We start from the raw sequence: 25531 nt of genomic DNA on the forward strand, positions 1-25531 counted from the left end.
CGGGCCGAAAACGTCTCGGCGACCCAGCCGATCATGGGGCTGTTCCCTGGCGAGGGGTGTTCCGCGGCGAGACGGAGATCGACCTGTCCGCGCGGGAGTTCGACATCCCCGCTGCTCACCCGCGCCGGGCAGTGCCTGATCCGCTACCAGATCCTTGACGAGTTGTGGGACGGCGAAGCGGACATCCGCTCCAACGGCAGCTCCTCGACGCCACCAACCACGTGCTCGCCGCCAGCCCCGGCCCTGCCAGCTCGAGGAGTGCCTGCCGCGCGCGGAGTACTGGGACGTCCCGGTCGGCGAGCAGACCGAGCAGACGGCGCCGGCCAGCGTGATGCGGTTTGTCGACGGGGTGTAGGTCAACCGAGTGACTCGCCACGCTCCAGCGCCGCGATCTGGTCCAGGCGGTGCTGGTGCCGGTCTCCCTTGAAGGGGGTGGCGAGCCAGGTCGAGGTGATCTCCGCCGCCTCCTCCGGACCGACCACCTTGGCACCGAGCACGAGGACGTTGGTCTTGTTGTGCGCGCTCGAGATCTCGGCGAGGAACACAGAGTGGCACAGGCCGGCGCGAATGCCCCGGATCTTGTTGCACGCGATCGCCTCTCCGCCGCCGGTGCCGCCGATCACGATGCCTCGCTCGGCGCGAGCTTCCACGACCTGCCGGCCGATGTCGGCGCAGAGCGGCGGGTAGTCCACGACCTCGGTGTCGTGCGCCCCGCGGTCGTCTACCTCGTGACCCTCGGCCGTCAGCCACCGGATCAGCTGAGCCTTCATGGCGACGCCGTTGTGATCCGCTCCGATGGCGATCCGCATGGTCTAACTCCTCAAGCGGTCAGCTGGTGCGTGCTCTGCGGGAACAGGTCCGTCACGGCGGGCGGGCGGTCGAGAATCCGCTGGCGTACGGCGTGTGAGATGAGTTGTTCTATCATCGGCCGGTTCGGGGCGATGCCGTACGGGAGGGGATCCTCGCCGGTGAGCTCCATGACCCGCTGGTACATCCGGTCGGTCGGGGTCGGAGCTTCGATCGCGTCCGCGCGCAGCTTCTCGACGTAGCGCCGCTTGGCCTCGGCGAACGCCTCGAACAGCGCGTTCGCCAGCGCGGGATGCGCCTCGAGCAACTCGTCCTTGACGACCACGAGATGGTTGATGGGGTACAGCCCGCGCTGGCGTAGCGCCGCGAAGGCCGCCTCCTCGGCGTCGGGGATCAGCGGGACCAGTGGGCCGCTCGCCTCGACGCCGACCGCGGCCGCCAGCTCGCCCGTTGTCACCGACGTCTGTAGGTCTTCCCCCGGCCGCATCGCGACCACATTGGCCGGCCGTCGGTACTCCGCGACGTGCTCGTCGCCGGAGGGCACCCACGTCACCTTGTCCAGGTCGACGCCGTATTCGTCGGAGAGGATGCCCCGCGCCCACACTCCCGTCGTGACGGTGTAGCCCCGGTTGACGCCCACCCGGCGGCCCTGCAGGTCGGCCGGGGTCCGGACGCCGGCGGTGGGGTGGTGCACGATGGCGCCATGGTGGAAACCGCGCACCAGGAAGATGGGCAGAGCGGTGAAGCGCTTGCCGTGGGCCCTGGCGCAGAGGTAGGTCGTGAACGCCATCTCGCAGACGTCGAACTCCAGCTCGCGCACCATCCGACGGAACGCCTGGACGAGGACGGGGACCTCCCGGAAGTCGAGGCTGAAGCCCTGGGGTGTGACACCGCCGTCCTTCAGGGCCTGGTTGTTCCCCTGGGTCCGGGTCACGGTCGTGAGATGCAGCGGCGCCATCGTCCTGCTCAGCTCCCTCGTGTTCGCCGGGCTGCCGGAACGTGCCCGTACCCCTATGCTGAGGCGACCGTAGCATAACTGTTAGACCATAAGACCACAGCGCTGGTGGGGGTCATCGATGTCGGATGCCGGGACGTGGCGGAGCTGACCCGAATCACCTTCCCGGCCTGGTCGCGGTGCGTGTCGGCGACCGGAACGATCAAGGAAACACTCGGGAGCGTCAACGTGCCGCTCGTCTGGGCCGGTCAGCTGGTGCGGCCCGGTGACGTGATCGTGGCCGACGACGAGTTGTTCCCCCCCCGGAGTCGACCGCGTCGGCGGTGGTCTGAGGGCCGGCGCCGCCTGCCGACGGCGGGGCGTCAGGCCGCAGGCCTCAGGAGCAGCTCCTTGAGGGGCACGTCGGAGGCCGCCGCACCTTCCGCTGGAATCGACATGCCGCTGGCGAGAGCCTTGCGTACCGTCAGGTAGTCGCGGGTGTTGTTGACGGCGTTGATGGCCAGCAGTCTTCCCCCGCGGTAGTACAGGACCGAGAAGCTCTCGCCGTCGGGATCGCCGCGCACCACGAGCTGGTCGTAGCCGATCGGCACACCGGCGATCTGCAGTTTGAGGTCGTACTGGTCCGACCAGAACCATGGCACGTCGGTGTAGGGCTGCTGCCTGCCGACCAGCGTTGCCGCTGCCGCCCGTGCCTGGGCGACGGCATTGGGCACGGACTCCAGACGCATCCGCCCCTCGCCCGTCAGCGGGTCGGGCGCCGCGGTGCAGTCGCCCGCCGCGACGACGGCGGACTCACTGGTACGGGCGTACTCGTCGACCACGATCCCGCCGTCGCACCGGAGGCCGAGCTGTTCGGCGAGTTCGGTGCGCGGGACGACGCCGACGCCGACGACGACCAGACCGGCGGGGAGCAGCTCGCCGTCGACGAGCCGGACGCCGGTAACCCGACCGTGCTCGCCCTCAATCGCGGCGACGCCGGCGCCGAGGCGGATCCGCGTCCCGCGCCGGATGTGCGCCCGTCGGTAGAACTCCGAGATCTCCGGCGCCACGGAGCGGGCGATCAACCGGTCAGCTGCCTCCACCACGGTGACGTTCGCGCCTTCCGATCTGGCGACCGCGGCCACTTCGAGGCCGATGAAGCCGCCGCCGACGACCACGACGTCGCGTGCCGCCGCCAGGTGGGTCCGGATCTGGGCGGCATCGTCGACACCGCGCAGGTAGCAGACGCCGTCGAGGCCGACGCCGGGCACGTGGAGGCGTCGGGGGCGGGCGCCCACGGTCAGGGCGAGCCGATCGAACGTCAGTGTGCGACCGCGATCGGTCAGCGCGGTCCCGGAACCGGGTGGGCCGGAGGGGGAGAGGTGGAGCCGGGTGACCCGCTCCGCGGCCAGCACCGTGATCCGCTGCTCGGCATAGAACGACCCGGTGCGCAGTGGGAGGGTGGCGATGTCCGCGGTCCCGGCGAGGAACGCCTTGGACAGCGGAGGACGCTCGTACGGGGGGTGCGACTCGGCACCCACGAGGGTGATCGCTGCGTCGTGACCGTAGTCCCGCAGGGAGGCGGCCAGCTGGACACCGGCCTGGCTCGCGCCGACGATCAGTACCCCGCCGTTCACGGCTGGTCTTCCGGCACCTCGACGGTGATCCCGTCCAGGGCCTCGCTGAGTTTGATCTGGCAGGACAGGCGGCTCGTGCTCCGCCGGTCCGACACGCCGAGGTCCAGCATGTCGTCCTCGAGGTCGTTCGCCGGGCCGACGAGTGCCGCGAAATCCTCGTCCACGTAGACGTGGCACGTGGCGCAGGACAGGTTGCCCCCGCACTCCCCGATGATGCCGGGGACACCGTTCCTTACGGCGGTTGCCATGACCGAGTCCCCGACCGCTGCGTCGATCATGCGCCGCGAACCGTCGAGGGCGACAAAGATGACCTTGGGCACTTTCGCGTTCCTCTCGGCTGCATCTCGCGTCCTGCGAATGGTATGACCATACTACCCTAAGCCGCCAACGGGTACTCCGGCGGCGAGGAAAGGGTTGCCGACCCGGAGGAGTGCCTCTTGCGGTCCGGGCCGCGCTCAGCCACTGTGGTGGGTCCGTGGCGCTCCCGTCCGGCGGTGATGCCGCGGGTCGACGTCAGCATCCGGCCGAATGGAGCCGTGTGACCATGCCCGCCGAACTCGCCGACCCGCGCCGGACCGTCGCCCTGGCATGCCGCATCCTCGCGAACTCCGGCCTGGTGGAGGACATCCTCGGCCATGTCAGCGTGCGGGTGGGCCACGACCGGATGCTCGTCCGGTGCCGGGGACCGCAGGAAGAGGGTCTGCTGTTCACCCTCGACCGGGACGTGCACTTGGTGGACCTCGATGGGAGCGGTGACCTTCCGGCGGGCTGGGTGGTCCCCAATGAGCTGCCGATCCATGGCGAGCTGCTTCGCGCACGGCCCGAGATCGACGCGGTCGTGCACTGCCACCCGCCTGCGGTGCTGCTGGCCGGGGTGGAGAAGGTGCCGCTGCGCCCCGTCTTCGGCGCCTATCACATCCCCGCCGCTCGTCTCGCCGTCGACGGAATACCGGTCTACCCGCGGGCTGGTCTCGTACGCCGCCCCGAACTCGGCCGCGAACTCGTCGAGACGATGGGGTCGTCCACCGTGTGCCTCATGCGGGGTCACGGGATCACCACCGTCGGGTCGGGAGTGCACGCCGTCGAGCAGGCCGTCGTGCGCGCGTTGGCCGTCGACGTACTCGCCCGGGTCAGCGTCGAGCGGGCACGGCTCGGCGACCGCGCGGCCGACCTCACCGCGGAGGATCTCGCGGAGCTGCCGGACCTCGGCTCATCGTTCAACGACCTGAACATGTGGCGTCATCACATCGCCCGACTGCGGCTGGCCGGGCTGGCGTTGGAGTAGGAAGGCGGTACGTCACGATGTGGTCGCGGGCTCCGCCTCGGCCGGCTCCGGCGCTCGGACGCGGCGCAGTTGTGGCAGCACCGCCAGCGTGGCGAGTCCTGCGGAGATCCCGGCGACCAGGAGACCCGCCCGCGCCCCCCACTGCTCGCAGACCCATCCGGTGATCGGTCCGCCCAGCGGGGTGCTGCCGAGGAAGACGATGCCGTGCAGGGCCATCACCCGGCCCTGCATCGTCGCTTCGGCGCCGAGCTGAAGCAACGTGCGGGCGAGGGTGTTGACGCAGATGTTCGCGACGCCGAGGCCGACCATCACCACCAACGCGATGCCGAGTCCCGGCGCGAGGGCGGCGATCAGGTTGACGGCCGCGAAGACGCCCGTCCAGACGAGCAGCGACCAAGCGGTGACGCTCGCGCGGGCGGCGCTGGCGAGCGCCCCGAGTACGGCGCCGGCCCCGAGCGCCGATGTCAGCCAGCCGTAGACCTCGGGACCGCCGCCGAAGGTGTCGCGTGCGAGCAGCGGCAGCACCACGCGGAAATTCTGGCCCAGCAGGGCCACCACGGCGACGAGCAGCATGCAGGCTCGTAACTCCGGGTGCTGCCAGACGTAGCGCAGGCCCTGCCGTGCCTGGCCGCTCTCCCGCAGTGCGCGCGGCCGGCGATGGAGTTGCCGGGGATCCACCCGTACCAGGCCGACCAGGACGGCCGCGAAGGACAGCGCGTTGATCGCGAAGGCCGCCCCGACGTTGACGCCGGCGATGAGGAGGCCGGCGACGGCGGGGCCGACAAGGCGCCCGGCGTTGTGGACGGTGGAGTGGAGCGCCTGGGCGTTGACGTAGTTCTCGGGCTCGACCAGCTCGGTGATGAACGCGTGCCGCGCGGGCACGTCAATGACGGTGACCAGACCCAGTCCCAGCGCGAGCAGGTAGACCATCCAGAGCGTCACCGCGTGCGACAGCACGAGCGCCGCGAGCGCCGCGGCGAGCAGGGCGCTGACCGCCTGGGTGACCATGATCGCCCGACGCCGGTCGATCCGGTCGACGAGTACGCCGCCCCACAGGCCGAGGAGGAGCATCGGCAGGAACTGCAGCGCGCTCGCGACACCCAGCGCGACGGGGGAGTGCGACAGGTCGAGCACCAGCCAGTCCTGCGCGACCCGTTGCATCCAGGTGCCCGCGACGCTCACCGCGTGCCCGACGAAGAACCGCCGGTAGTTGGGTACGGCCAAGGAGCGGAACGTGCGCTGTCGTGCCGCCACCAAGTGGTGGACCAGCAATCCGCCGAGTCGACGCAAGAGGTCCCTCCCCGAGATTGGCCCAATGGTATTACGTTCTAGCCGAGGCTGGGCTCCCGGGCAATGCGCCGCCCCTCACAAGGCGGATCGGTCCCGCCTCGCCCGCCAGACCGACATGTCGACGAGGGGGCTCATGGAGACAACGGTTGCCGTCAGCGTGATCCACCACCTCGGGCCGCTCGGCGCGGGCCAGGTCGGCAAGACGGCGAACAATCTCGTGCACTGGGCGTAGATCTGCGCGATAACCGAGGCCCCGGAACTCGCCCGCCGGTTCGGGGTCTCCGTACCCGTCCTGCGCCGAGCTCTCATCGATGGCCGACCGATTCGCGCAGGCTGCGCGAGCTGGACCAGATGCGGCTGACCTGGCACGCGAAGGGCCTAGCCAACACGGCTGCCATGGCGCATTGTATACAACCTGACATTCCCATCGCCGAGACGGCCCGCGAGGTTCTGCGCGGATCGCGGTAGGGGGCGCCGCCCGGGTGCTAGCAGGAGGTCCGCTCCACCCCCTTGCCCGACGCGTAACATTCCGGTAAACATTTGGATCAAAGATTAGACCTTTAGTCCCCTAGTGCTATTGACTAGCGTGACGCGGAACACAGGAGGCAACAGTGCGCGACGACTACCTGCCCGGCGTGCTCGCGAACGAGAAGCGGCACGGGGGCTGAGCCCAGGAAGAACGCGGCACGCACACATCGATTTCACGCGGGGGAACCACACATCCACATGTCGCTGGGCCGGCAGGCGCTCGCCCACAGAGCTCGCAGGAGAGCAGCGATGCGACACCACGTAATCGTCAGATCGGTGGCCATCACGGCCGCCGCCCTCCTCCTTGCGGCCTGCGGCGGATCGCCCACGGCCTCCGACAACGGGTCCGCCCGCGGCAACGACGCGGCAAAGCAGACCGCGGCGAAGGCGCAGGAGGTCTACGACCGCATCAACGGCCTCACCGGGGAAGAGCGGCGCAAGACCCTCGTCGAGCTTGCCGAGAAGGAAGGCAAGCTCTCGATCTACACCTCCAACACCGACATGGACAAGTTGGTCGAGGGGTTCGAGGACACGTACGACATCGACGTGAGCGTCTACCGGGGGAACTCGGAATCGGTCCTCCAGCGGATCCTGCAGGAGCAGCAGGCGAACTACCTCGGCAACGACTTCGTCGACACCAACGCCGGCGAACTCAACATCCTGAACAAGGAGGGAAAGCTCTACCCCTACAAGGGCGAGCTGCGCGACAAGGTCCGCAAGGAGGGCCAGGCCGAGGGCTGGACCGCCTCCCGGTTCAACGTCTTCGTCGTCGGCTGGAACACGAACCGGGTCAAGCCCGGCCAGGAGCCGAAGTCCTTCGAAGAGCTGGCCGACCCGAAGTGGAAGGGTCAGGTCTCGATGGAGGTCGGCGACGTCGACTGGTTCGCCGGCCTGTACAAGTACTACCAGGACCAGGGCAAGTCCGAGGCTGAGGTCAAGGACCTCGTCACGAAGATCGCCGCCAACTCCAAGGTCGCCAAGGGTCACACGACTCAGGGTGAACTGCTCTCCGCCGGCCAGTTCGGCGTGACGGTCTCGTCTTACAGCCACACCGTGGATAAGGCTGCCGACAAGGGCGCGCCGGTGACCTGGCACCCCGCCTCGGGTGTCCCGGTCCAGCCGATCCTCGTTCGCCCGAACGGCGTGGCGCTGATGAAGACGGCCACCAACCCGGCTGCCGCGGTGCTCTTCGCGGACTGGGAGCTCACCGAGGGGCAGAAGATCCTCGCGGACGCCTTCCGTATCGGGTCGATTCCCACCGGCAAGGACCCGCTGGCCGGCCTGAAGGTCGTCGCCGTGCCCGAGCAGGAACTGCTCGACAACGCCAAGAAGTGGGACAGCCTGTACGCCGAAATCCTCGAGGCTGGGCAGGAGATCAAATGAAAACCGTAGGACTCTGGCGCCGGGGAAGACTGGCGTGCGTGCTCGCGGCCGGCATCGCGCTCACCCTCGTCGGTGGCTGCGGCGGCTCGCCCACGGCGGGCGGTCCGAAGGCCGGCGGTAGCGACGGGCCGACGGCCGCGGAGAAGGTCTACGCCGAGATCGCCGGACTCTCCGGCAAGCAGCGGCGGGACAAGCTCGTCGAGCTCGCGGAGAAGGAAGGCAAGCTCGACCTCTACACCTCGATGACCAGCGATGTCGCCGACGCCGTGACCGGGGAGTTCAGTGACAAGTTCGGCATCGACGTCAACGTCTACCGGGCCGGATCGGAGACGGTGCTGCAGCGGATCCTGCAGGAGCAGGGTGCCAACTTCCGGGGCAACGACGTGGTCGAGACCAACGCGAACGAACTCTTCGCGTTGAACAAGGAGCACTTCCTGGCCGAGTACAAGGGCGAGCGGCGCGATCTCGTGCCGGAGGCGGGACGGTTCGAGGGGTGGACCGCGACCCGGTTCAACCTCTTCGCGCCGAGCTGGAACACCAAGCTCGTCCCCGCCGGGCAGCAGCCCAAGACGTGGGAGGATCTCGCCGACCCGAAGTGGGACGGCAAGCTCTCCATGGAGCTGGCCGACTACGACTGGTACCTCACGCTCTACGGCTACTGGAAGAAGCAGGGCAAGAGCGATGAGGAGATCGACCGACTCTTCGCCGCGATGGCTCAGGGGGCGAAGATCGCCAAGGGGCACACCGTCCAGGGCGAGCTCCTGTCGGCCGGGCAGTTCTCGGTGGTCGCCTCGAACTACTCCTACATCGTGGAGCGCGCGAAGAAGAAGGGCGCACCGGTCGACTACCTGCCCTTCGTGCAGCCCGTGATCGCCCGCCCCAACGGCGTCGGACTGATGAAGACCGCCCAGCACCCGGCGGCCGCGATGCTCTTCGCTGACTGGCTGCTCGAAGAGGGGCAGAAGCTCCTGGTGGACGAGGGACTGACGCCGGCCATCGTCGAGAGCAACGACCCGCTCAAGGGCGTGGAGATCGTCCCGGTGGACGTGAAGACGCTGGTCGAGCACGGCGACGAGTGGAGCAAACGCTACGAGAAGGTCGTGTCCAACGGCGAGCAGGTCAAGGACAAGTAGCTGATCGCGGGCGGCGGCGCAGTCGGCGCCGCCGCCCGCCTGATCCGGTAGACAGGCTCCAGGAAGGGTGAGGGCATGACCACCACGGCATCACCAGCCTTGCCGGCCACGAAGCCGGAGATCCGACGAGCGCGCCGGTGGTGGCCAACTCCGAAGCTGCTCATCATCGTCGCAGTCGTCGGAGTCATCGGCTATCTGGCTCTCGTGCCCCTCTACTACCTGCTCTGGGGCACCTTCTTCGACGCCAACGGCTTCAGCCTGGGCGGCTTCGCCCGCGCGTACGGCGACGGGCGAATCGGCGGCTTGGTCGCGAACTCGCTGTGGTTCGCGATCGGGGCGGCCGTCCTCGCCCTCTTCGTCGGCACCTCGCTGGCCTACCTCAACGTCCGCACGGACGTGCCGTTCAAGGCGTTGTTCTTCGCCGCGTCCATCATTCCGTTGATCATTCCCGGCATTCTGTACACCATCGCCTGGATCTTCCTGGCCAGCCCGGACATCGGCCTCCTGAACAAGGTGATCGAGCCGATCTTCGGGCACGGCATCGTCCTCGACATCTTCACCGTCTGGGGGATGATCTGGGTCGAGGGCCTGCACCTGTCGCCGATCGTGTTCCTCCTGATGGTGGCCGCGTTCCGCGCCATGGACCCCTCGCTGGAGGAGTCGGCGCTGATGAGCGGGGCCACCCGGTTGCAGGTCTTCCGCAGGATCACTGTGCCGCTGACCCGTCCGGCGATCATCGCCGCGGTGCTCATCATGACGGTGCGCAGCCTGGAGAGCTTCGAGGTGCCGGCGCTGCTCGGTCTGCAGAACGGCATCTACGTCTTCACCAGCCGCATCTACTTCGTCCTGCGGACGTATCCGCCGGACCTCGGGGCGGCCGGCGCGCTGGCGGTCGGGCTGCTGGTGCTCGCGATGATCGGGGTGGCGATCTCCAACCTCGCGGGCCGGTCCGGGAAGAGCTTCCAGACCGTGACCGGTAAGGGATTCCGGCCCCGCCCGATGGAGCTCGGCCGGTGGCGGCCGGTGATGGGAGCCGCGATCCTCGCGTACTTCTTCTTCACTGTGGTCGGGCCGCTGCTCGTGCTCCTGTACACCTCGTTCCTCAAGTTCTACCAGCCGCCATCGGCCGCGGCGTTCAAGTCGATGTCGCTGGACAACTATCGCCAGCTGCTGCACCTGTCCCAGGCGATGACGGCGCTGAGGAACTCCGTCTACCTCGGCCTGAGCTCGGCCACCCTGGTGATGGCCGCCATGGCCATCGGCGCCTGGATCGTCGTACGGTCGCGAATTCCCGGCCGGCAGTTCGTCGACCAGCTCGCCTTCGTGCCGCTGGTGATCCCCGGCCTCGTCCTCGGACTTGCGCTCTCGTTCGTCTACCTGCGCAGCCCCATCCCGATCTACGGAACGCTGTTCATCCTGCTCATCGCCTACTGCACCCGCTACATGCCCTACGGCATGCGCTACGCGGTCACGTCGATGCAGCAGATCTCCGCGGAGCTGGAGGAGTCGGCCCAGGTCAGCGGCGCCAGCTGGTGGCAGACGTTCCGCCGGGTGCTGCTTCCGCTGCTGTCGCCAGGTCTGCTGGCGGGCTGGATCTACATCCTCGTGGTCTCGTTCCGCGAGTTGTCGAGCTCGATCCTGCTCTACAGCCCCGGCAACGAGGTGCTCTCCATCCTCATCTTCGAACAGTACGAAAACGGGCAGTTCACCGTCCTGTCGGCGCTCGGCGTCGTCATGGTGCTCACCCTCGTCGTCCTCGTCACCGTCGCGTACAAGCTCGGTGCCAAAGTCGGCCTCAAGCAGGACTGATCCGCCGCTGCCAGGAGGGCAAAGTGCTCTGTGTCAAGAACCTTGTGAAGACCTTCGACGGAGAACGGCGGCGACGGTCGCGAGCCGCGGGTGCCGAATCGGCCCGGGTCTTCGCCGTCAACGACATCAGCTTCGACGTCGAGGACGGCTCCCTGTTTACCCTGCTCGGGCCGTCGGGCTGCGGGAAGACGACCACCCTGCGCTCCGTCGCCGGCCTCGAACGGCCCGACTCCGGGACAATCGAGGTCGGCGGACGGGTTCTCTTCGCCGACGGCTCGGGCGCAAAGACGGTGAACGTCCCCGCGAATGAACGGGGCCTGGGCATGGTCTTCCAGTCCTACGCCATCTGGCCGCACATGTCGGTCTTCAACAACGTCGCCTTCCCGCTGCAGGTGAGAAAGCGCGCGGACCGGCCCGGCAAGAAGGAGATCGCCGAGCGGGTCATGCGGGTGCTCCAGACGATGGAACTGGCCGACCTCGCCGATCGCCAGGCGACCAAGCTCTCCGGCGGGCAGCAGCAGCGGCTCGCCCTCGCCCGCGCCCTGGTCATCGAGCCCCCGCTGCTGCTGCTGGACGAGCCGCTGTCCAACCTCGACGCCAAGCTGCGGGAATCCCTGCGGTACGAGCTCAAGCGGCTGCAGCGGGAACTCGGGATAACCTCCGTGTACGTCACGCACGACCAGGTGGAGGCGTTGGTCCTCAGTACCTCGATCGCGGTGATGAGGGGCGGCAACGTGATGCAGCTCGGGCGCCCCCGCGAGATCTACGAGAACCCCAACTGCCGGTTTGTCGCCGAGTTCATCGGCACCTCGAACTTCATCGCCGGCACCGTGTCGGCGCGGGAGAACGACCGCTTTGTCGTCGACACGGCCGACGGACGCCTCCTGCTCGACTCGGCCGCGTCGATCCCGGTCGGTACGGAGGTGGTCGTTTCGATCCGGCCGGAGGCGGTGGAGGTCGGCGTCACGTCCCGAGCGGGTGAGGTGCCGAACGAGTGGACGGGCACGGTGCTGACCCGTGCGTTCCTCGGCGAGGCCGTCGACCATGTGGTCGCCGTCGGCAAGCACGAGATCCGCGCACGCGGCAACCCGGCGGTGTCGATCGAACCGGGGACCGAGGTCTACCTCCGGATGGATCCCAGCAAGCTGACGCTGGTGCCGGTTGGCTGAGGTATCCCGATGAGCCTGCCCCAGGTGCTGCGCAACCGCGACTTCAACCTCTACTGGACCGGTGTCGTCCTCTCGCAGATCGGCACCCGCGGCACGGTAGCGGCCAACCTCTACCAGGTCTACCAGCTCACCGACTCGATCGCGTACACCGGCCTGGTCGGTGCCGCGCAGGCGGTCGCGCTGCTGGTGCTGAGCCCGCTCGGTGGGGCGCTGGCCGACCGAGCGGACCGCCGCCGCCTGCTGCAGGCGGCACAGGCCGTGGCGATGCTCGTCGCCGTGGTCCTCGCCTGGCTGACGCTCACCGACCGGGCGCAGGCCTGGCACGTGGTCCTCTCCGTGGTGCTGACCACCGCGGCGGCGACGTTCGACCAGCCGGCCCGGCAGGCGCTGATCCCGGCCCTGGTGCCCAAGAACCAGATCGCCCAGGCGATCGCCCTGCTCAACCCCTCGCGGGAGCTGGCGATCCTGGTCGGGCCGCTGATGGCCGGCCTGCTGATCGCGGCTGGTGGACCGGGCCTGATGTACGTGGTCGACGCGGCGTCGTACGGCCTGCTCGTGGCGATCCTCGCGATGCTGCGCATCCCGGTCCTGCAGCCGTCCGCGGAGCGTCGCTCCGTGCTGGGCTCGATCGTCGAAGGGGCGCGGTACATCGCCCACCGGCCGCTGATCTACAACCTCATGGCGCTGGACCTGTCGGCGACGGTGTTCAGCGCCTACCGGGTGCTCCTGCCTGCGCTCGCGGTGGACGTCCTGCACGTCGGCGCGACCGGGTACGGCGTGCTGTCCGCGGCGCCGTCCGCCGGCGCGCTGCTGGCCACGTACTCGGTGTTCCGCACGGTCGAGCGCAGCCGCCGGCAGGGCAAGGTGCTCCTGGTGTCCACCGCGCTGTACGGCGTGGCGGCGCTGCTGCTGGCCCACTCTCCGGTGTTCGGCCTGGCCGTCCTCGCCGCCGGGTTGCTCGGTGCCTTCGACGCGATGGCGACCACCATCCGCCACGCCGCGGTCCAGATCGACACCCCGGACGAGTTGCGGGGCCGGGTCACCGCCTTCTACCAGATGTCCTCACGGGGTGGGCCGGCGATCGGGGACGTCGTCGTCGGAGCCTTCGCCGGCCTGGTCGGACCGGTGGTGGCCCTCACCGTGGGCGCGTTCGGCCCCCTCATCGTCGCGGGCTCGTTCTGGTCGCGAGAGAACGTGGTGCGGTCCTACACCGGGGTGGTGTCGGAGGACGAAGCGGTCCACGATGCGCCCGAGCCGGCGCGCGAGGCACCGGCTCCGCAGGCCACGCCGGGTAGCAGCTGACCCACTCCCGCTCGCCGGCAGATGTCGACCCGCCCCCCGGTACATCTGCCGGCGTCCCGCTGCCGGGCACCGGACCAGTGCCGGTGCCCGGCAGCACCTCACTTGGGTTGGCACACCACGTCGACGAGGGCCGGCCGGCCGGTGCCGAGCACGTGGTCGGCCGCTTTGCGTACGGCGTCCCGGACCCGGGCCGGGTCGGTCATCGGACCGTCGGCCCACCAGCCGAACCCGCGCGCGATCGCGGCGAAGTCCGGAGCCGGGGCGTCGATCGCCATCCCGATGCTCGCCCGCTCCATCGGGGTGCCGCGCTGCCGCGCCAGCCGCTCCTGGTGTTCCCAGTCGTTGTAGTAGGCACGGTTGTTGAACATGACCACGAGCAGCGGGAGCTGGTAGCGGCTCGCCACCCAGAGGGCACCCACGTCGAACATCAGATCACCGTCCGGCTGCAGGTCCACCACGAGCCGACCGGTGCCCTTGTGGGCGAGCGCGACCCCCAGCGAGATGCCGATCTGGGTGGCGGTGCCCAGCTGGCGGCCCGGGTGCCGGTACGGCCGGTCGAAGTCCCAGGTACGCAGCGCCCACTCGGCGGCCGTACCCGCAGTGAGCACCCAGTCGTGGTCGCGGACGACCTCCCATACGTCCGCGGCGAGCCGGGAGGTCGACACGGGGGAGCGATCCGCCGCCTGGTCGGCCTTGCGTCGCCATCGGTCCCACGTGGAGCGATGCATCGCCGACAACCGTTCGCGCCAGTCCGCCCGCTCGGCCCGGCGCTCCGGCGACTCGCCGCCCAGTATGCGCCGGCATTCGGCCAGCAGCAGGGGCAGCGCCACCGTGGTGTCCGCCGTCACCTGCAGATCAGTCGGCACGAGTTCCGCGTAGTCCTCGCTCCACGAGGAGATGCCCACGTCGTTGAAGCCGAGGTCGAGCACGGTGCAGCCGGCCGCGAGGCGGGAGGTGATCCGGCGGGTCGTCGACTCGAGACGCTGGCTGGCCTTGCCCATGTCCTTCACGTCGACGAAGAGGACGCAGTCTGCGCCCTCGATCGCCTCCGACCCGGTCACGTTGAGTTCGTGGCGATTCGGGAAGTTCAACCGCCAGTGCGTCTCGACCGCGCCGATCCCGACCTCCTCGGCGAGGTCGACGAGAACGTCGAAGGAGCCGGGATGGCGCCCCGGGTAGCCGAGCACCATCACCGGCCGGCGCGCCGCGCAGAGCCGCTCGGCGAGCGAGCTCATGGCGTCGGGGTCCGGGGCGATGGGTGAGGGCACCGCGGCCAGTCGGGGCAGGTCGTCCAGGGGCACGGGATCGGCGATCGGGTCCTCCTGCAGACCGGCGTCGAGCGCGACGTAGACCGGGCCGCGGGGTTCCTCCCTGGCGATCCGGTGGGCGCGCGCGAGGACGGTCGGCACGGACGCCAGCGAGCGGGGCTCGTGGTCCCACTTGGTGTAGGCGCGTACCGCCTCGCCCTGCACATTGGCCGAGTGGATCCAGTCGATGTTCGGCCGCCGCCTGGCATGGTCGGCGGGGCCGGAGCCGCCGAGGACGAGGACCGGCGTCCGGTCGATGTAGGCGTAGTAGACGCCCATGGTGCCGTGCAGGAGCCCGACCAGGTCGTGCAGGATCACCGCCATCGGCTCGCCGGTCGTCTTCGCGTAGCCGTGCGCCACGCCCATGGCGATCTTCTCGTGCGGGCACTCGATAATCGTGACCTCGTCGCCGCCGTAGTTGACCAGCGAGTCGTGCAGCCCGCGGAACGACGAGCCGGGGTTGAGGGCCACGTATTTCAGTCCGAGCCGGCGTAGTACGTCGACCATCGCGTCGGAACCCCAGACCGGCTCGTCGTACGGGGCGAAGTTGGTCAATTTTGCCTCCTCAGTTCGTGGCGGACCACGTACGGTCCATAGCCGCGAGGACCTGGTCGACGGTTCGCACCCGGCACACCCGTGGGAACACCTGCTCCACAAAGAAGTCGCGTTGCGGCTGCCGGCCCGTGAGCCCGTCGCTGACCACCACGACCTGATAGTCCATGTCGCGGGCGGCGTACACGGTTGACGCGATGCCGACGTGGGTCGAGCCCCCGACGATGAGGACCGTGTCAACATCGCGGGCTCGCAGGGACGCGTCGAGATGGGTTCCGTGGAACGCCGACCACCGGTGTTTCGGGATGTCGTAGTCCTCCGGACGCTGTCCGAGTTCGGCCAGGGTGCGGTACATCGGCGAGCCGGAGCCGTGCGGCGGGCGCACCGGCCTCGGGTTGTCCACCCCGAACGGACGGTGCTGGTTGTCCACGTCGGCGAGCGTTCGGGCGAAGTCGGCCCCGTCGGCCCGGTGGTCGGCTCGGGCCCACGCGACCACCGCGCCGCGCGACCGGCACCCGTCCACGAGACCGCGCACGGGACCGATGACGGCCGATTCCTGGGCCGCCGCCCGGTAGTGCTCGAGCAGGTCGAAGACGACGAGGGCGGTGCGGGCCGGATCCAGGAGCTCCTCGTCCTGCCGGCCGGGCACCACCTGGCCGTGGTTCACCACAGCGTCACCGTCACAGTCTTCTCACGGGTGTAGGACAGCAGGTCCTCCAGCGAGTTTTCCTTGCCCAACCCGCTGCTCGTCCAGCCGCCGAACGGGGTGCCCGTGGGACGCCGGCCGGTGCCGTTGACATAGACGTACCCCGTCTCGAGGGCGGCGGCGGTGCGGTGCGCGGCGGTCACGTCCCGGGTCCACACGTTGGCCGTCAGGCCGAGCGGCGTGGCGTTGGCGCGGCGGACCACCTCGTCCACGTCGCGCCAGGTGAGCATCGACATGACCGGGCCGAAGATCTCCTCGCGGACCGCGGTCATCCCGTCGGCGAGGTAGGTCAGCACCGTGGGTTCGATGAAGAAGCAGCGCGCCAGTCCGTCGGGACGGCCCCCGCCGTGCGCGACCGTCGCCCCCTCCCGCAGTGCCGTCTTGAGGTAGCCGCGGACCCGCTCGTAGTGCGTCCAAAACGCGAGCGGCCCGACCTCGGTGAGCGGGTCCATCGGGTCGCCTATGCGCAGCGCGGACAGGCGCGCGACGAGGGCCTCCAGGAACTGGTCCGCGATGTCGGCGTGGACGAACAGCCTCGAGGTCGATCCGCAGGACTGGCCGGTGCAGCGGGCGATGTTCATGCCGGCGACCGCCGCGTGCGCGGCCCGCACCACGTCCACGTCGGGGAAGACGATGATTGGGTTCTTCCCGCCGAGTTCGAGGCTGATGTGCTTCACAGCCTCGGCCGCGCCGAGAGCACGGCACGTCCGGAGGGGACGGAGCCGGTGAACGCCACGCGGTGCACCTCGGGATGGGCGACGAGTGCGGCACCGGCGGTCGTACCCCGGCCGGTGACGACGTTGAGCACGCCGGGCGGGAGCACGTCCGCGGCGATGCGCGCGAACTCGAGGGCGGAGAGCGAGGTCTGCTCACCGGGCTTGAGGACGACGGTGTTGCCGACGGCCAGCGGCGCCGCCACCTTGCCGGCGGCGAACTTGAACGGATGGTTGACCGGCACGATCCGCGCGACGACCCCGTACGGCTCGCGCAGCGTGTACGAGAGGGTGTCGCGGGTGGGCGGGGCCGTGCTGCCATTCGTCTGCGGCGCGATGCCGGCGTAGTAGAGGATCTCGGCGACCGCACCCGCGACGTCGCTGCGCATTCCGGCGAGCGGAAGGCCGCCGTCACGTACGTCGAGGCGAGCCAACTGCTCCGCCTCGCCGTCGATGCGGGATGCGAGTTCCCTCAGTAGCGAAGCGCGCCCGGCCCAGCCCAGGTCCCGCCAGTCCGCGGCGGCGGCCCGGGCGGCGGCGACGGCGGCGTCGACGTCCTCGGCGTCGCCGTCAGGAACCGTCGCAATGAGTTCCTCGCTGGTCGGGTCGACCGCCTCGATGCGACCGCCGGCCGGCGCGTCGACCCACGCCCCGCCGATGTGCATCAGCCGGTGCGGTACGGGGGCGCTGCGCTCGCTCATCGGGGTGCCACCCGGGCGTGGACGACTGCCGTGGCCCCTTCCTGCGCGGCGAGAAGCGCGCGGCGCAGGGCCGGCCCCAGGTCGTCCGGATCCTCGACCGGGCCGGTGGCCCAGCACCCGTACGACCGGGCGAGCCCGGCGATGTCCACCGCAGGGTCGGCGATGCGCATGCCGATCCAGCTGTTCTCGACCGGGCGGCGGCGCTGGCGCGCCACCTCGGCCTGATGTGGCTCGTCGTTGTAGAACGAGCTGTTGTCGTTGACGACGAGCAGCGCCGGCACCCGGTAATGGGCGGCGGTCCACAGGGCGCCGGAGGCCATGAGCAGGTCTCCGTCCCCGATGATTCCGACGCCGAGTTGGCCGCGGTCCCGGGCGGCGAGGGCGCCGCCGACGAACGCACCCGGCCCGTAGCCGACGCCGCCGCCACCGGAGTGTCCGAGGTACGAGCCGGCCCCGGGTAGCTGCCACAACCCCTCCGGCCAGGTCCTGGTGTTGCGCAGGCAGAGCAGATGGTCCACGTCGCGTACCGCCTGCCACGTCTCGCCCACCAGCCGGGCCGGCGCGATCCGCCGGTCGGCCCAGCGCGCTCCGACCTGCTCGCGCTGCCGTTGCCGCAGTCGGGCGGCGCGGGTGGTGACCTCCGCCCGCCGGGCCGTCGCCGCGGCCGGGTCCACCCGCTCCGCGAGGGCCGCGTGCAGCAGCCGCAGCCCGAGCAGCGGGTCGCTCAGCAGCTGGACGTCCCGGGGCACTGGTGTCGCGAAGGCGTTGCTCCAGGCCCGCAGTCCCAGGTCGCCGTGCGACAGGTCGACGACGGTCGGGCCGTCAGCGCGAAGCTCCTGCCCCGCGCCCCGTGCCCCGCGTCCCGCGACACGCAGCAGGGCCGCCAGGTCGACGACGTCGACGGCGAGGACGACGTCCGCCTCATCCAGGACGCTGCGGTCCCCCGTGCAGTTCTGCGGGTGGCCGGTGGGCAGCGCCGACCAGTTCCGGTCGTCGTGGTAGGCCGCGCCGAGCAGCTGGACCAGCGCGGCGAGGGGAGCGGTGGCCGCGGGGTCGAGGGCGATCCGCCCGGCCACCACGACCGGGCGCCGGGCTCGCGCGAGCACGCCCGCCGCCCGGTCCAGGGCTTCCGGATCCGGCGCGAAGGCGGGGGCGGGGGCGTGCCGCATGGGATCTGGCACCGGCACCGGCCGGTCGAGCCGTTCCTCCTGGACGCCGGCGTCCAGGGAGACGTACGCCGGTCCCCGCGGTGCCGACATCGCCCGCTGCCGGGCGCGTAGGACGTCGGCCGTGAACGCGGCCGCGGTCATGGGTTCGGCGTCCCAGACCACGAAGTCCCGTACCAGCTGCGCCTGAGTCGTCGCCGAGTGGATCCAGTCCACCGGCCGGCGCCGCGCGGGATCGGCCGGACCGCTTCCGCCGAGCAGCAGCAGAGGAGCCCGATCGCACCACGCGTTGTACACCGCCATGGATCCGTGCATGAGGCCGACCAGGTCGTGCACGGCGGCGACCCCGAGCTGCCCGGTCGCCTTCGACCAGCCGTGCGCGAGTGCCACGGCGATCTCCTCGTGTAGGCAGAGCAGGAGTTGCGGGGTGACATTCCCGCCGTGGTTCACCACGGAGTCGTGCAGCCCGCGGAAGGACGAGCCCGGATTCATCGGCAGGTACGGCACCTCGAGCGCGCGCAGCACGTCGACGACCACGTCGCTGCCCCACGCAGCAGGCCCCCGCCCCTCGGTCAGCCCGGTCGGGCGCTCCACAACGCCGCCCGCCTCGCCAAGGCCGGGATCCACGACCGGGGTCACCGCTGGCCCACCACTGTGCCCGGCCCCGCCGCCGCCTCGACGGCGGCGAACAGGTCCTCCGCCGTCAGCTGTGCGGGGTCCGCGGCCAGCCCGGGCCGCCGGGCCACCGACGCGAGGACCACCTTGCGGGCGCGCCGGCCGTCGAAGCCCACGCACCGGCCGGCGAGTTTTCCGTGCAGGGCTGAGTCGTCGGCCAGGTGCCGCAACGGGGGCCAGAGCGCGGCGAGCTCAGCCAGCGACGACCCGATGATCCGGGAGAGCACCTCCTCGTCCGGCAGGTCGAGTTCCAGCACGAGGTCGGCGCGGGACAGGAAGGCCTCGTCGACGGCTGCGCTGAAGTTCGTCGTGGCCAGCAGGAGGACGTGCGGGCACGTCGCCCGCAGCGCGTCGAGCCCGGCGAGCACCGCGTCGGTGGCCCGGTGCACGTCCACCGGATTGGTCTCGAAGGAAGCCGTGCTGCGGCGTACGGCGAGCGCCTCCACCTCGTCAACCAGAACAATGGTGTGGGGGCGACGCGCGGCAAGTTCGGGCAACGTCTCGGTGAACAGCCGACGCACCGCCCGCTGGCTCTCGCCGAGCAGCTCGCCGGGGAAGGCGTGCGGGTCCACCTCGACGAAGGTTGTCGCCCCCCGCCGGGCGACCGCCATCGCGGCGGCCTGGGCCAGCCCCTGACACAGCGTCGTCTTACCGGTGCCCGGCGGGCCGGAGAGCATGATCAGGCCGTGCGGCGGGCCGGACAGCGACTGAAGCGCCCGGCCGTGCCGCAGTATCAGCACCGCCGTGCCGAGCAGTTGTTCCTTCGTACCGGGCGGCACGATGATCGAGTCCCAGGGCCCGTCGTGGTGGTCGGCGGGTAGGACGTGGATACCTGTGATGCCCGGCGGTAGGCGGACGTCGGCCATTCCCGGCTCCGGATTCAGGGCCAGGTGGGGCGTTCGAGCGCCGGCCACTGGATGGTGGTCGGGTCGCCGGCCTGCCGGTCCCGGAGGTGGGTGGGCGGCTCCTCGAAGAGCACGAGTGGGTCGCAGAGCGCCCGCATCGTCTCCAGCAGGCTGTCGAACATGTGGATCCGGACGACCTTCGCCGTCTTCTCCGGGTCGTCGTTGAAGTGCTGGTGCCAGAGGAAGTGGTCGACGATGATCAGGTCGCCCTTCTTCCAGCGGTGGTTCGTGCCGCCCTCGGGCTCCGTGCCCAGGTAGGTGTGTCCTGACCCGTCCAGGACGTACAACCACGCCTCGCCCGGGTGCCGGTGCATCGACTGCCCACGGCCGGGGCCGATCTCGAACATCGCCATCGTGATGCCGGACGCCTGGTAGCCGATCGCGCGGTCGAGCAGGAATGTGGTCCGGGTCCCCCGCGGGGTGTTGACCATCTCCAGGTCGTCCCAGCTGGTGTGCAGTCGGCCGGCCCGGCGGGACTGCTGTTCGCGGCCGAGACGGCGGACCCGGCGCGCGTACGCGTCGTCCCCCTGCAGATGGAGGGTGTAGGCCGGGCGTCCCGGCAGTTCGGCGCAGGGGGTGTGGCCGACGTCCTCCAGGATGGACATGCCCATCGTGTCGAGCATGGGCTCACTCGAGAAGGTCAGGTAGCGGGCGGTCCCCGTGCCGTCGTTGCCGGACCGGTGCCAGGACCAGGCGGGGATGTGCAGCGAGTCGCCGGGACCCCACTCGATGCGCTCGCCGTCGATCTCGGTCCAGCCCCAGCCTGCTACGACCAGGACCATCGCGTCCCAGGAGTGACGGTGGACGGTGGTGGTCGTCCCCGGGTCGAACTCGTGGACCAGGGCGTCCATCGTGCGGGTTGGACGATCCCCGTCCACGCCGACATAGACACCGACCCGGCTGCCCCGCTCGTTGGGACGCATGACCACGTCGTCGTGGGCGACGACGTCCCGGTGGTTCTGCCGCCAGTCTTCCAGGAAGTTGGCGCGCCGGGTCTTCTGGACGTGGTAATGGCTGACGCCTGTCGTCGTCCGGGTCGTCACGAGTGTACCTCCAATGGACTAACCATTGGCTGTACTCTGTCAGTTCGGCGTGGCTTGCACAAGGGCATTCATGGGTGACGGTCTACCGCTCTTCGCCGTGGCGGCCATGGAAGCGCGGACCCCCGGGAAGCGGCCGCACCGCCTCGGGCGGCCGGGGGATCCACCGCGACGTCCGTGCGCAGTAGTCGTCGAACGCTCCACCGAACCGCTCGCGCAAGCGCTTCTCGTCCTTGCGGACCCGCTCGGCGAACCACCTCAGGTGCCAGCCGACCAGACCGGCGGCGAGCGGCGACCGGGACGTGAGTGCCAGCCCGCTCAGGAAGAGCAGGTGGCCGCCGTACATCGGGTTGCGCGTCCAGCGGTACGGCCCGTCCTCGACGAGGCGCGCCGGCATGCCCTGCGACATCCCGGGGGGCCCGCCCGCCCTGGACAGCCGGTAGGCGCCGGCGAGCCGGTAGGCGGCGTATCCCGCGGCCATGAGGGGCAGGCCGGTGGCCCGTAACCGCCGACGGCTCAGCGCCTGTTCGACGCCGACTACCAGGGGCCAGATCACAAAGGTACGGGTGGATGTGGACGACACGGACATTCTCATGGGGGACCTCCGGAGTGGGAAGAGGCGGGGGATCGGACGCGTACGACAGCCGTGCCGGCGGTGATGAGCGCAGCCGCCAACCCCATCGCGGCGGTGAGCGGAATGACCGCGAGCGCGCTCGCCACCACGAGCGGGGCGGCGAACAACGCCGCCGCCCGGAATGCTCCGGCCGTCGCGATCGCGTCGCCGCGCTCTTCGGGATGCACCGAGTCGGTGGCGATGGCGGGGCCGATGGTCTGCAGCACGCCCGCGCCGAGCCCGGACACCGCCAGCAGCGCGCCGGCGGCCCACCAGGTGTCGGCGGCCAGGGCCACCAGGCCGGTGGAGGCCCCCGTGGCGAGGGTGCCGAGCACGAAGGAGCGCACCATCCAGCGATCGCGCACCCGGGCAACGAGCGCGGAGCCCACGACCGACGCGCCGTTGGCGACCGACACGAGGACGCCGATGGTGGAGCCGGGCTGTCGGGCGGCGTCGAGCGCCACCGGAACGTAGCTGGAGAGCAGCCCTCGCCACGCGCCCGCACTCACGCCGGCCCAGCAGCCGACGTCCACGCCCGGGCGACGCCAGATCCTTCCGGGGGACTGTCCGGTGGCGGGCGGAAGGGGGGTAGCCGGTCGATCGCCAGCGCTGGCACCACGGCAACCGCAGCGATCGCCGCGCCCACCCCGAGCGCCGCTCGCGGCGAACGCTCCACCAGCAGCCCGGCGAGGACGGGTCCGGCGAGCAGTCCGATACTGGAGACGAAGTTGATCGTCGCGAGCGCGCCGACGGCGGGTGCGTCGTTCCGCACCGACGTGGGTCTGACTACCGGTCCAGAAACAGGCGCGAGCGAAGCCCTGCAGCACTTCGGCCAGGGTGAACGGAACGAGGGCGGCCGACGCGACGACCAAGCCGTTCGAGAGGAACAGGGCGGCCGCGGCGGCGACGACGAGGACCCAGTCGCCGACCAGCCGCATGGCCGCGCCGAGGATCAGCCGGGTGGCCATCTGGGCGATCGCCGAGAGGGCGGTGAGCACACCGACCTCGACCGGTGAGTAGCTGGAGCGCAGCGCCAGTAGCGGTAGCGCGACGGACGCGATGCCGAGCGAGCAGGAGAAGACCGCGGCCCCCCCCCCCCCGCGGACGCGATGGTGTCGCGCGAGAGGCGCCGCAAGGCCGCTGCCGACCACACGAGGTGTGGTCAGACCGAGGCGCTGGTCAGCTGCTCGGCGTCCAGGGTCCGTTCGGAGGCCGGCTCGAAGTAGTGGACCGTGTCGTACCCGAGGTGCTTGAAGACCCGGTTCTGCGCGTTGAACAGCCGCAATGGCCTGCCGTCCGCCGCGAAGAGTTGGCACACGTGGTTCTGCGGGACGTACAGGGTGTCGCCCTGCTTGATCTCGTACCGCGTGGGTTCCAGCGCGATCCGGGCGTAGTACTTCTCGGCGATCTCCGCCTCGACCTCCCACTGCAACGCGTAGCCCTCGCCGTCGAGCACGTAGTACACCTCGTCGGCCATCTTCCAGTACTTGCCGCTGTGGCCGCCGGCGGGAATGTCAAGCTCGAAGGCGTCCACGCTGAAGATGCGCGCGTCGGTGCGCTGTGGCGAGGACATGACCCGGATCCGCCCGAGCGGGGTGTCCTCCCACGTCGTCTCGGACGGGGAGATCACCTTCTTGCGCTCCAGGACACCCGGGGTCCAGATACGCGACCAGTCCTCGCGCGGGCCGAAACGTTCCTCGTTCTCGACCGGCCCGGAGCGCCCCTGCTGGATGAGGCCCATGAACATCCAGGTGCACTTCGCTTTGACGACGAGCGCGAGCGCACGCTCGGAGTACGGGTTGAAGTGCCGGTGCACCGAGTCTGTGTGCACGAAGACCAGGTCGCCCTTGCTCCAGTCGTAGCGCTGGTCGTCGTGGATCTCGTACCCGCGCCCCTCCAGGATGTAGAAGGCTGCCTCGTTCTGGTGGCCATGCCCGTGGTTCGACGACTCGGGGGGCAGTTCGACGAAGTGCACCTGAATAGTCTGAGTGAGGAAGTCCTCGTCGCCTGGGCCGATGCGCCACCAGGTCCGACTCTTCGCGCTGTCGCCCGAGTGCGCGACCTTAGCGTCGTCGACGACGACGCTGTCGTCGCGTACCCGGTCGACCGCCAGTTGCCGGTGCCGGAACTCGTTAAGCCCGTAGGTCTGCGACGTTAAACCACGTACGAACACGCGGCCGCTCTTGCCCATTGGTCCTCCGGTTCTCGCTGATGGCGCCTGCGCCAGCGGGCACCAACCCGCTCGGATCAGTCACACCGATCCAGCCAGGCGGCTCGTCAGTTCCGCGGCCCGACCGGGTTGGGGCTCCGTCCCTAGGCAGTCGAGCGTCCGTTAATGGTATAACCTTTACTGAACCGCAGGCAAGGCTGCGCAAGGCCGACCACCGGTGCCCGCGGGCGAAGGGCCGTCGCGCTGCAGACCCGAACCCGCCGACAGAGGCGGCCGGTCGGCCAGCGGGACGGAGCCCCATCTACCCGCCCGACGGGGAGCAAGGCTGGGAGCAGCGCGTTGCACTGAACGGCGCTCGACTGCACCCAACGGCGCTCAACTGCATCCAACGGCACCCGCCTCACCTGCGGTCTAATGTTTCCTGATGAGAAGCGGTGCAGCGTCCTGTTTCACACGGAGTGCTCAGCCGTATTGAGCAGCAGTCGACGGCTTGCTATGTCGCCTGGCAGGGGAGTATCCAACGGTCAGCGCGGTAAGGAGCCGCTGGATCGCTCGGCCTTGCAGGTGGGTGCCGATTGGGTGCAGCTTGGCGAAGTGGTCACCGCGCCGGAAGTGGTCAACGAAGCCGGGCGGAGAAGAGCGCTCTGACCTGCGGCGATGTAGGCGGGCGGGCTCTGTTGCATTGAGCGTCGGCAAGATCGAGGCAGACTTGAGCTGTGAAGGCGTCGACTCGTTCTCGCCCGTGGCAGCCGCCGAAGTCGGCGTTCGCTGGCTTTCGCTTTCCACCCGAGGTGATCGTCGTCGCGGTCCGCTGATACCTGCGGTTCAACCTGTCCTACCGCGATGTCGAAGAGTTGCTGGTTGAACGCGGGGTCCGGGTCGATCACGTCACGGTCTACCGGTGGGTCCAGCGGTTCATGCCGCTGCTGGCCGACGCCGCCCGGTTTGCCCGCCACTCGACGGGTGACCGGTGGTTCGTGGACGAAACGTACGTGAAGGTCAACGGGGTGTGGCGGTACGTGTACCGAGCGGTCGACCAGTACGGGCAGGTCATCGACGTGCTCGTCTCCCCTCGACGGGACGCTGATGCGGCTCGGCAGTTCTTCCGAAGGGCGCTGTCGACGATGAAGGTGACACCGAGCGAGGTCGTCACCGACGCCGCGCCGGTCTACCCCAGAGTGCTCGATGAGCTGATTCCCCAGGCATGGCACCACGTCGAAACGTACGCGAACAATCCGATCGAGGCCGATCACAGCCGGCTGAAACACCGGCTGCGGTCGATGCGCGGACTACGAACGGACCAGACAGCACGAGTGATCATCGCCGGCCACGCCTTCATGCAGAACCTGCGACGCGGCTATTACGAGATCGCCGTCGAGGTTCCACCGGTACGACGCATCGCCGCTGCGTTCACCGAACTCGCCCGAGCGGTCTGACTCCGAACCCGATACCGGGTACAACGCGCACACCGAACCGGCAACGCAACAGAGCCGGATCCGCTCATGAGTTTCCCGGTCGGCGCCGGCCGCCGGTGCGGCGCGTACGCCTGCCCGGTCGCCAGCCCTCGCGGCCGTCGGTGTGGTCGTGCGGTCTTCCCGGGGCCGTCTGGGGATGTGCCGCCGCCTGGTGCCCGGCCGGTGAGCCGTGCGTCCGCAGCGGCCCGCCGCTGGTGTTTCGCTTGGAGAATCGCGCGTACGAAAGCCGGG

At 69.9% G+C, this 25531-nt stretch carries 20 protein-coding genes and 2 pseudogenes; 8 read left to right on the plus strand and 14 right to left on the minus strand.

The window, feature by feature from the left end; all coding sequences use genetic code 11:
* Nucleotides 1–356: 356 nt before the first annotated feature.
* Both AC0OLQ_RS17085 and AC0OLQ_RS17090 read right to left on the minus strand, forming a co-directional pair.
* Complete coding sequence (locus AC0OLQ_RS17085) at nt 357–809, minus strand: RpiB/LacA/LacB family sugar-phosphate isomerase (protein WP_484532166.1); 453 nt, start codon at nt 807–809, stop codon at nt 357–359.
* Nucleotides 810–820: 11 nt separating this feature from the next.
* Entirely contained in the window at nt 821–1765 is a 945-nt protein-coding gene (locus tag AC0OLQ_RS17090) for an ABC transporter substrate-binding protein (RefSeq protein ID WP_484532167.1), read from the minus strand.
* A 105-nt stretch (nt 1766–1870) separates the two neighbouring features.
* Between AC0OLQ_RS17090 and AC0OLQ_RS17095 the strand changes: the two genes are divergently transcribed.
* On the plus strand, nt 1871–2233 hold the full coding sequence (locus AC0OLQ_RS17095) for an RraA family protein (RefSeq protein WP_484532168.1): 363 nt from the start codon (nt 1871–1873) through the stop codon (nt 2231–2233).
* On the opposite strand, the gene AC0OLQ_RS17100 is transcribed toward AC0OLQ_RS17095, so the two are convergent.
* Entirely contained in the window at nt 2125–3378 is a 1254-nt protein-coding gene (locus tag AC0OLQ_RS17100; protein ID WP_484532169.1) for an NAD(P)/FAD-dependent oxidoreductase, read from the minus strand. The two genes, AC0OLQ_RS17095 and AC0OLQ_RS17100, sit on opposite strands and share 109 nt — an antisense overlap.
* Nucleotides 3375–3698, minus strand: a complete 324-nt coding sequence (locus tag AC0OLQ_RS17105; protein WP_484532170.1) for a 2Fe-2S iron-sulfur cluster-binding protein — start codon at nt 3696–3698, stop codon at nt 3375–3377. The genes AC0OLQ_RS17100 and AC0OLQ_RS17105 overlap by 4 nt, the downstream gene beginning before the upstream one ends.
* 224 nt (nt 3699–3922) lie before the next feature.
* Here AC0OLQ_RS17105 and phtC point away from each other — a divergent pair, with 224 nt between their 5' ends.
* Complete coding sequence (gene phtC / locus AC0OLQ_RS17110) at nt 3923–4663, plus strand: 3,4-dihydroxyphthalate decarboxylase (protein WP_484532171.1); 741 nt, start codon at nt 3923–3925, stop codon at nt 4661–4663.
* Nucleotides 4664–4675: 12 nt separating this feature from the next.
* Here phtC and AC0OLQ_RS17115 read toward each other — a convergent pair whose 3' ends face one another.
* A complete protein-coding gene (locus AC0OLQ_RS17115) occupies nt 4676–5887 on the minus strand; it encodes an MFS transporter (protein ID WP_484532172.1) in 1212 nt (403 codons plus the stop codon).
* 843 nt (nt 5888–6730) lie between these two features.
* On the opposite strand from AC0OLQ_RS17115, the gene AC0OLQ_RS17120 reads away from it, so the two are divergent.
* The 5 genes from AC0OLQ_RS17120 (at nt 6731) to AC0OLQ_RS17140 (ending at nt 13277) form a co-directional block, all read left to right on the plus strand.
* Nucleotides 6731–7864 carry an ABC transporter substrate-binding protein gene (locus AC0OLQ_RS17120; RefSeq protein ID WP_484532173.1) on the plus strand — a complete coding sequence of 378 codons (1134 nt, stop codon included), beginning with the start codon at nt 6731–6733 and terminating at the stop codon, nt 7862–7864.
* A complete protein-coding gene (locus tag AC0OLQ_RS17125) occupies nt 7861–8997 on the plus strand; it encodes an ABC transporter substrate-binding protein (RefSeq protein ID WP_484532174.1) in 1137 nt (378 codons plus the stop codon). The genes AC0OLQ_RS17120 and AC0OLQ_RS17125 overlap by 4 nt, the downstream gene beginning before the upstream one ends.
* Before the next feature lie 75 nt (nt 8998–9072).
* A complete protein-coding gene (locus AC0OLQ_RS17130) occupies nt 9073–10806 on the plus strand; it encodes an ABC transporter permease (RefSeq protein ID WP_484532175.1) in 1734 nt (577 codons plus the stop codon).
* A 23-nt stretch (nt 10807–10829) separates the two neighbouring features.
* The gene (locus tag AC0OLQ_RS17135) at nt 10830–11975 is read left to right on the plus strand and encodes an ABC transporter ATP-binding protein (RefSeq protein ID WP_484532176.1); all 1146 of its coding nucleotides are present in this window, start codon (nt 10830–10832) and stop codon (nt 11973–11975) included.
* A 9-nt stretch (nt 11976–11984) separates the two neighbouring features.
* Complete coding sequence (locus AC0OLQ_RS17140; protein ID WP_484532177.1) at nt 11985–13277, plus strand: MFS transporter; 1293 nt, start codon at nt 11985–11987, stop codon at nt 13275–13277.
* A 98-nt stretch (nt 13278–13375) separates the two neighbouring features.
* On the opposite strand, the gene AC0OLQ_RS17145 is transcribed toward AC0OLQ_RS17140, so the two are convergent.
* The 9 genes and pseudogenes from AC0OLQ_RS17145 to AC0OLQ_RS17185 all read right to left on the minus strand — a co-directional run bounded on the left by AC0OLQ_RS17145 (nt 13376) and on the right by AC0OLQ_RS17185 (nt 23846).
* Nucleotides 13376–15139: a thiamine pyrophosphate-binding protein gene (locus AC0OLQ_RS17145; protein ID WP_484532178.1), complete on the minus strand. Its 1764-nt coding sequence runs from the start codon at nt 15137–15139 to the stop codon at nt 13376–13378.
* Nucleotides 15140–15149: 10 nt separating this feature from the next.
* Entirely contained in the window at nt 15150–15806 is a 657-nt protein-coding gene (locus tag AC0OLQ_RS17150; protein ID WP_484532179.1) for an isochorismatase family protein, read from the minus strand.
* Nucleotides 15800–17256 (minus strand): annotated as a pseudogene (locus tag AC0OLQ_RS17155) (aldehyde dehydrogenase family protein). The gene AC0OLQ_RS17150 and the pseudogene AC0OLQ_RS17155 overlap by 7 nt, the downstream one beginning before the upstream one ends.
* On the minus strand, nt 17253–19061 hold the full coding sequence (locus AC0OLQ_RS17160; RefSeq protein ID WP_484532180.1) for a thiamine pyrophosphate-binding protein: 1809 nt from the start codon (nt 19059–19061) through the stop codon (nt 17253–17255). The pseudogene AC0OLQ_RS17155 and the gene AC0OLQ_RS17160 overlap by 4 nt, the downstream one beginning before the upstream one ends.
* Nucleotides 19058–19963 (minus strand): AAA family ATPase, encoded by a 906-nt coding sequence (locus AC0OLQ_RS17165; RefSeq protein ID WP_484532181.1) that lies wholly within the window; start codon nt 19961–19963, stop codon nt 19058–19060. The genes AC0OLQ_RS17160 and AC0OLQ_RS17165 overlap by 4 nt, the downstream gene beginning before the upstream one ends.
* A 14-nt stretch (nt 19964–19977) precedes the next feature.
* On the minus strand, nt 19978–21045 hold the full coding sequence (locus AC0OLQ_RS17170) for a cupin domain-containing protein (RefSeq protein ID WP_484532182.1): 1068 nt from the start codon (nt 21043–21045) through the stop codon (nt 19978–19980).
* 82 nt (nt 21046–21127) lie between these two features.
* A complete protein-coding gene (locus AC0OLQ_RS17175; protein WP_484532183.1) occupies nt 21128–21523 on the minus strand; it encodes a methyltransferase family protein in 396 nt (131 codons plus the stop codon).
* 110 nt (nt 21524–21633) lie between these two features.
* Nucleotides 21634–22653 (minus strand): MFS transporter, encoded by a 1020-nt coding sequence (locus AC0OLQ_RS17180; protein WP_484532184.1) that lies wholly within the window; start codon nt 22651–22653, stop codon nt 21634–21636.
* 164 nt (nt 22654–22817) lie between these two features.
* Nucleotides 22818–23846: a cupin domain-containing protein gene (locus tag AC0OLQ_RS17185; RefSeq protein ID WP_484532185.1), complete on the minus strand. Its 1029-nt coding sequence runs from the start codon at nt 23844–23846 to the stop codon at nt 22818–22820.
* 695 nt (nt 23847–24541) lie between these two features.
* On the opposite strand from AC0OLQ_RS17185, the pseudogene AC0OLQ_RS17190 reads away from it, so the two are divergent.
* Nucleotides 24542–25261, plus strand: a pseudogene (locus AC0OLQ_RS17190) (IS6 family transposase).
* Nucleotides 25262–25531 lie beyond the last annotated feature (270 nt).

It is taken from the genome of Micromonospora sp. Utrum1 (assembly GCF_057197805.1).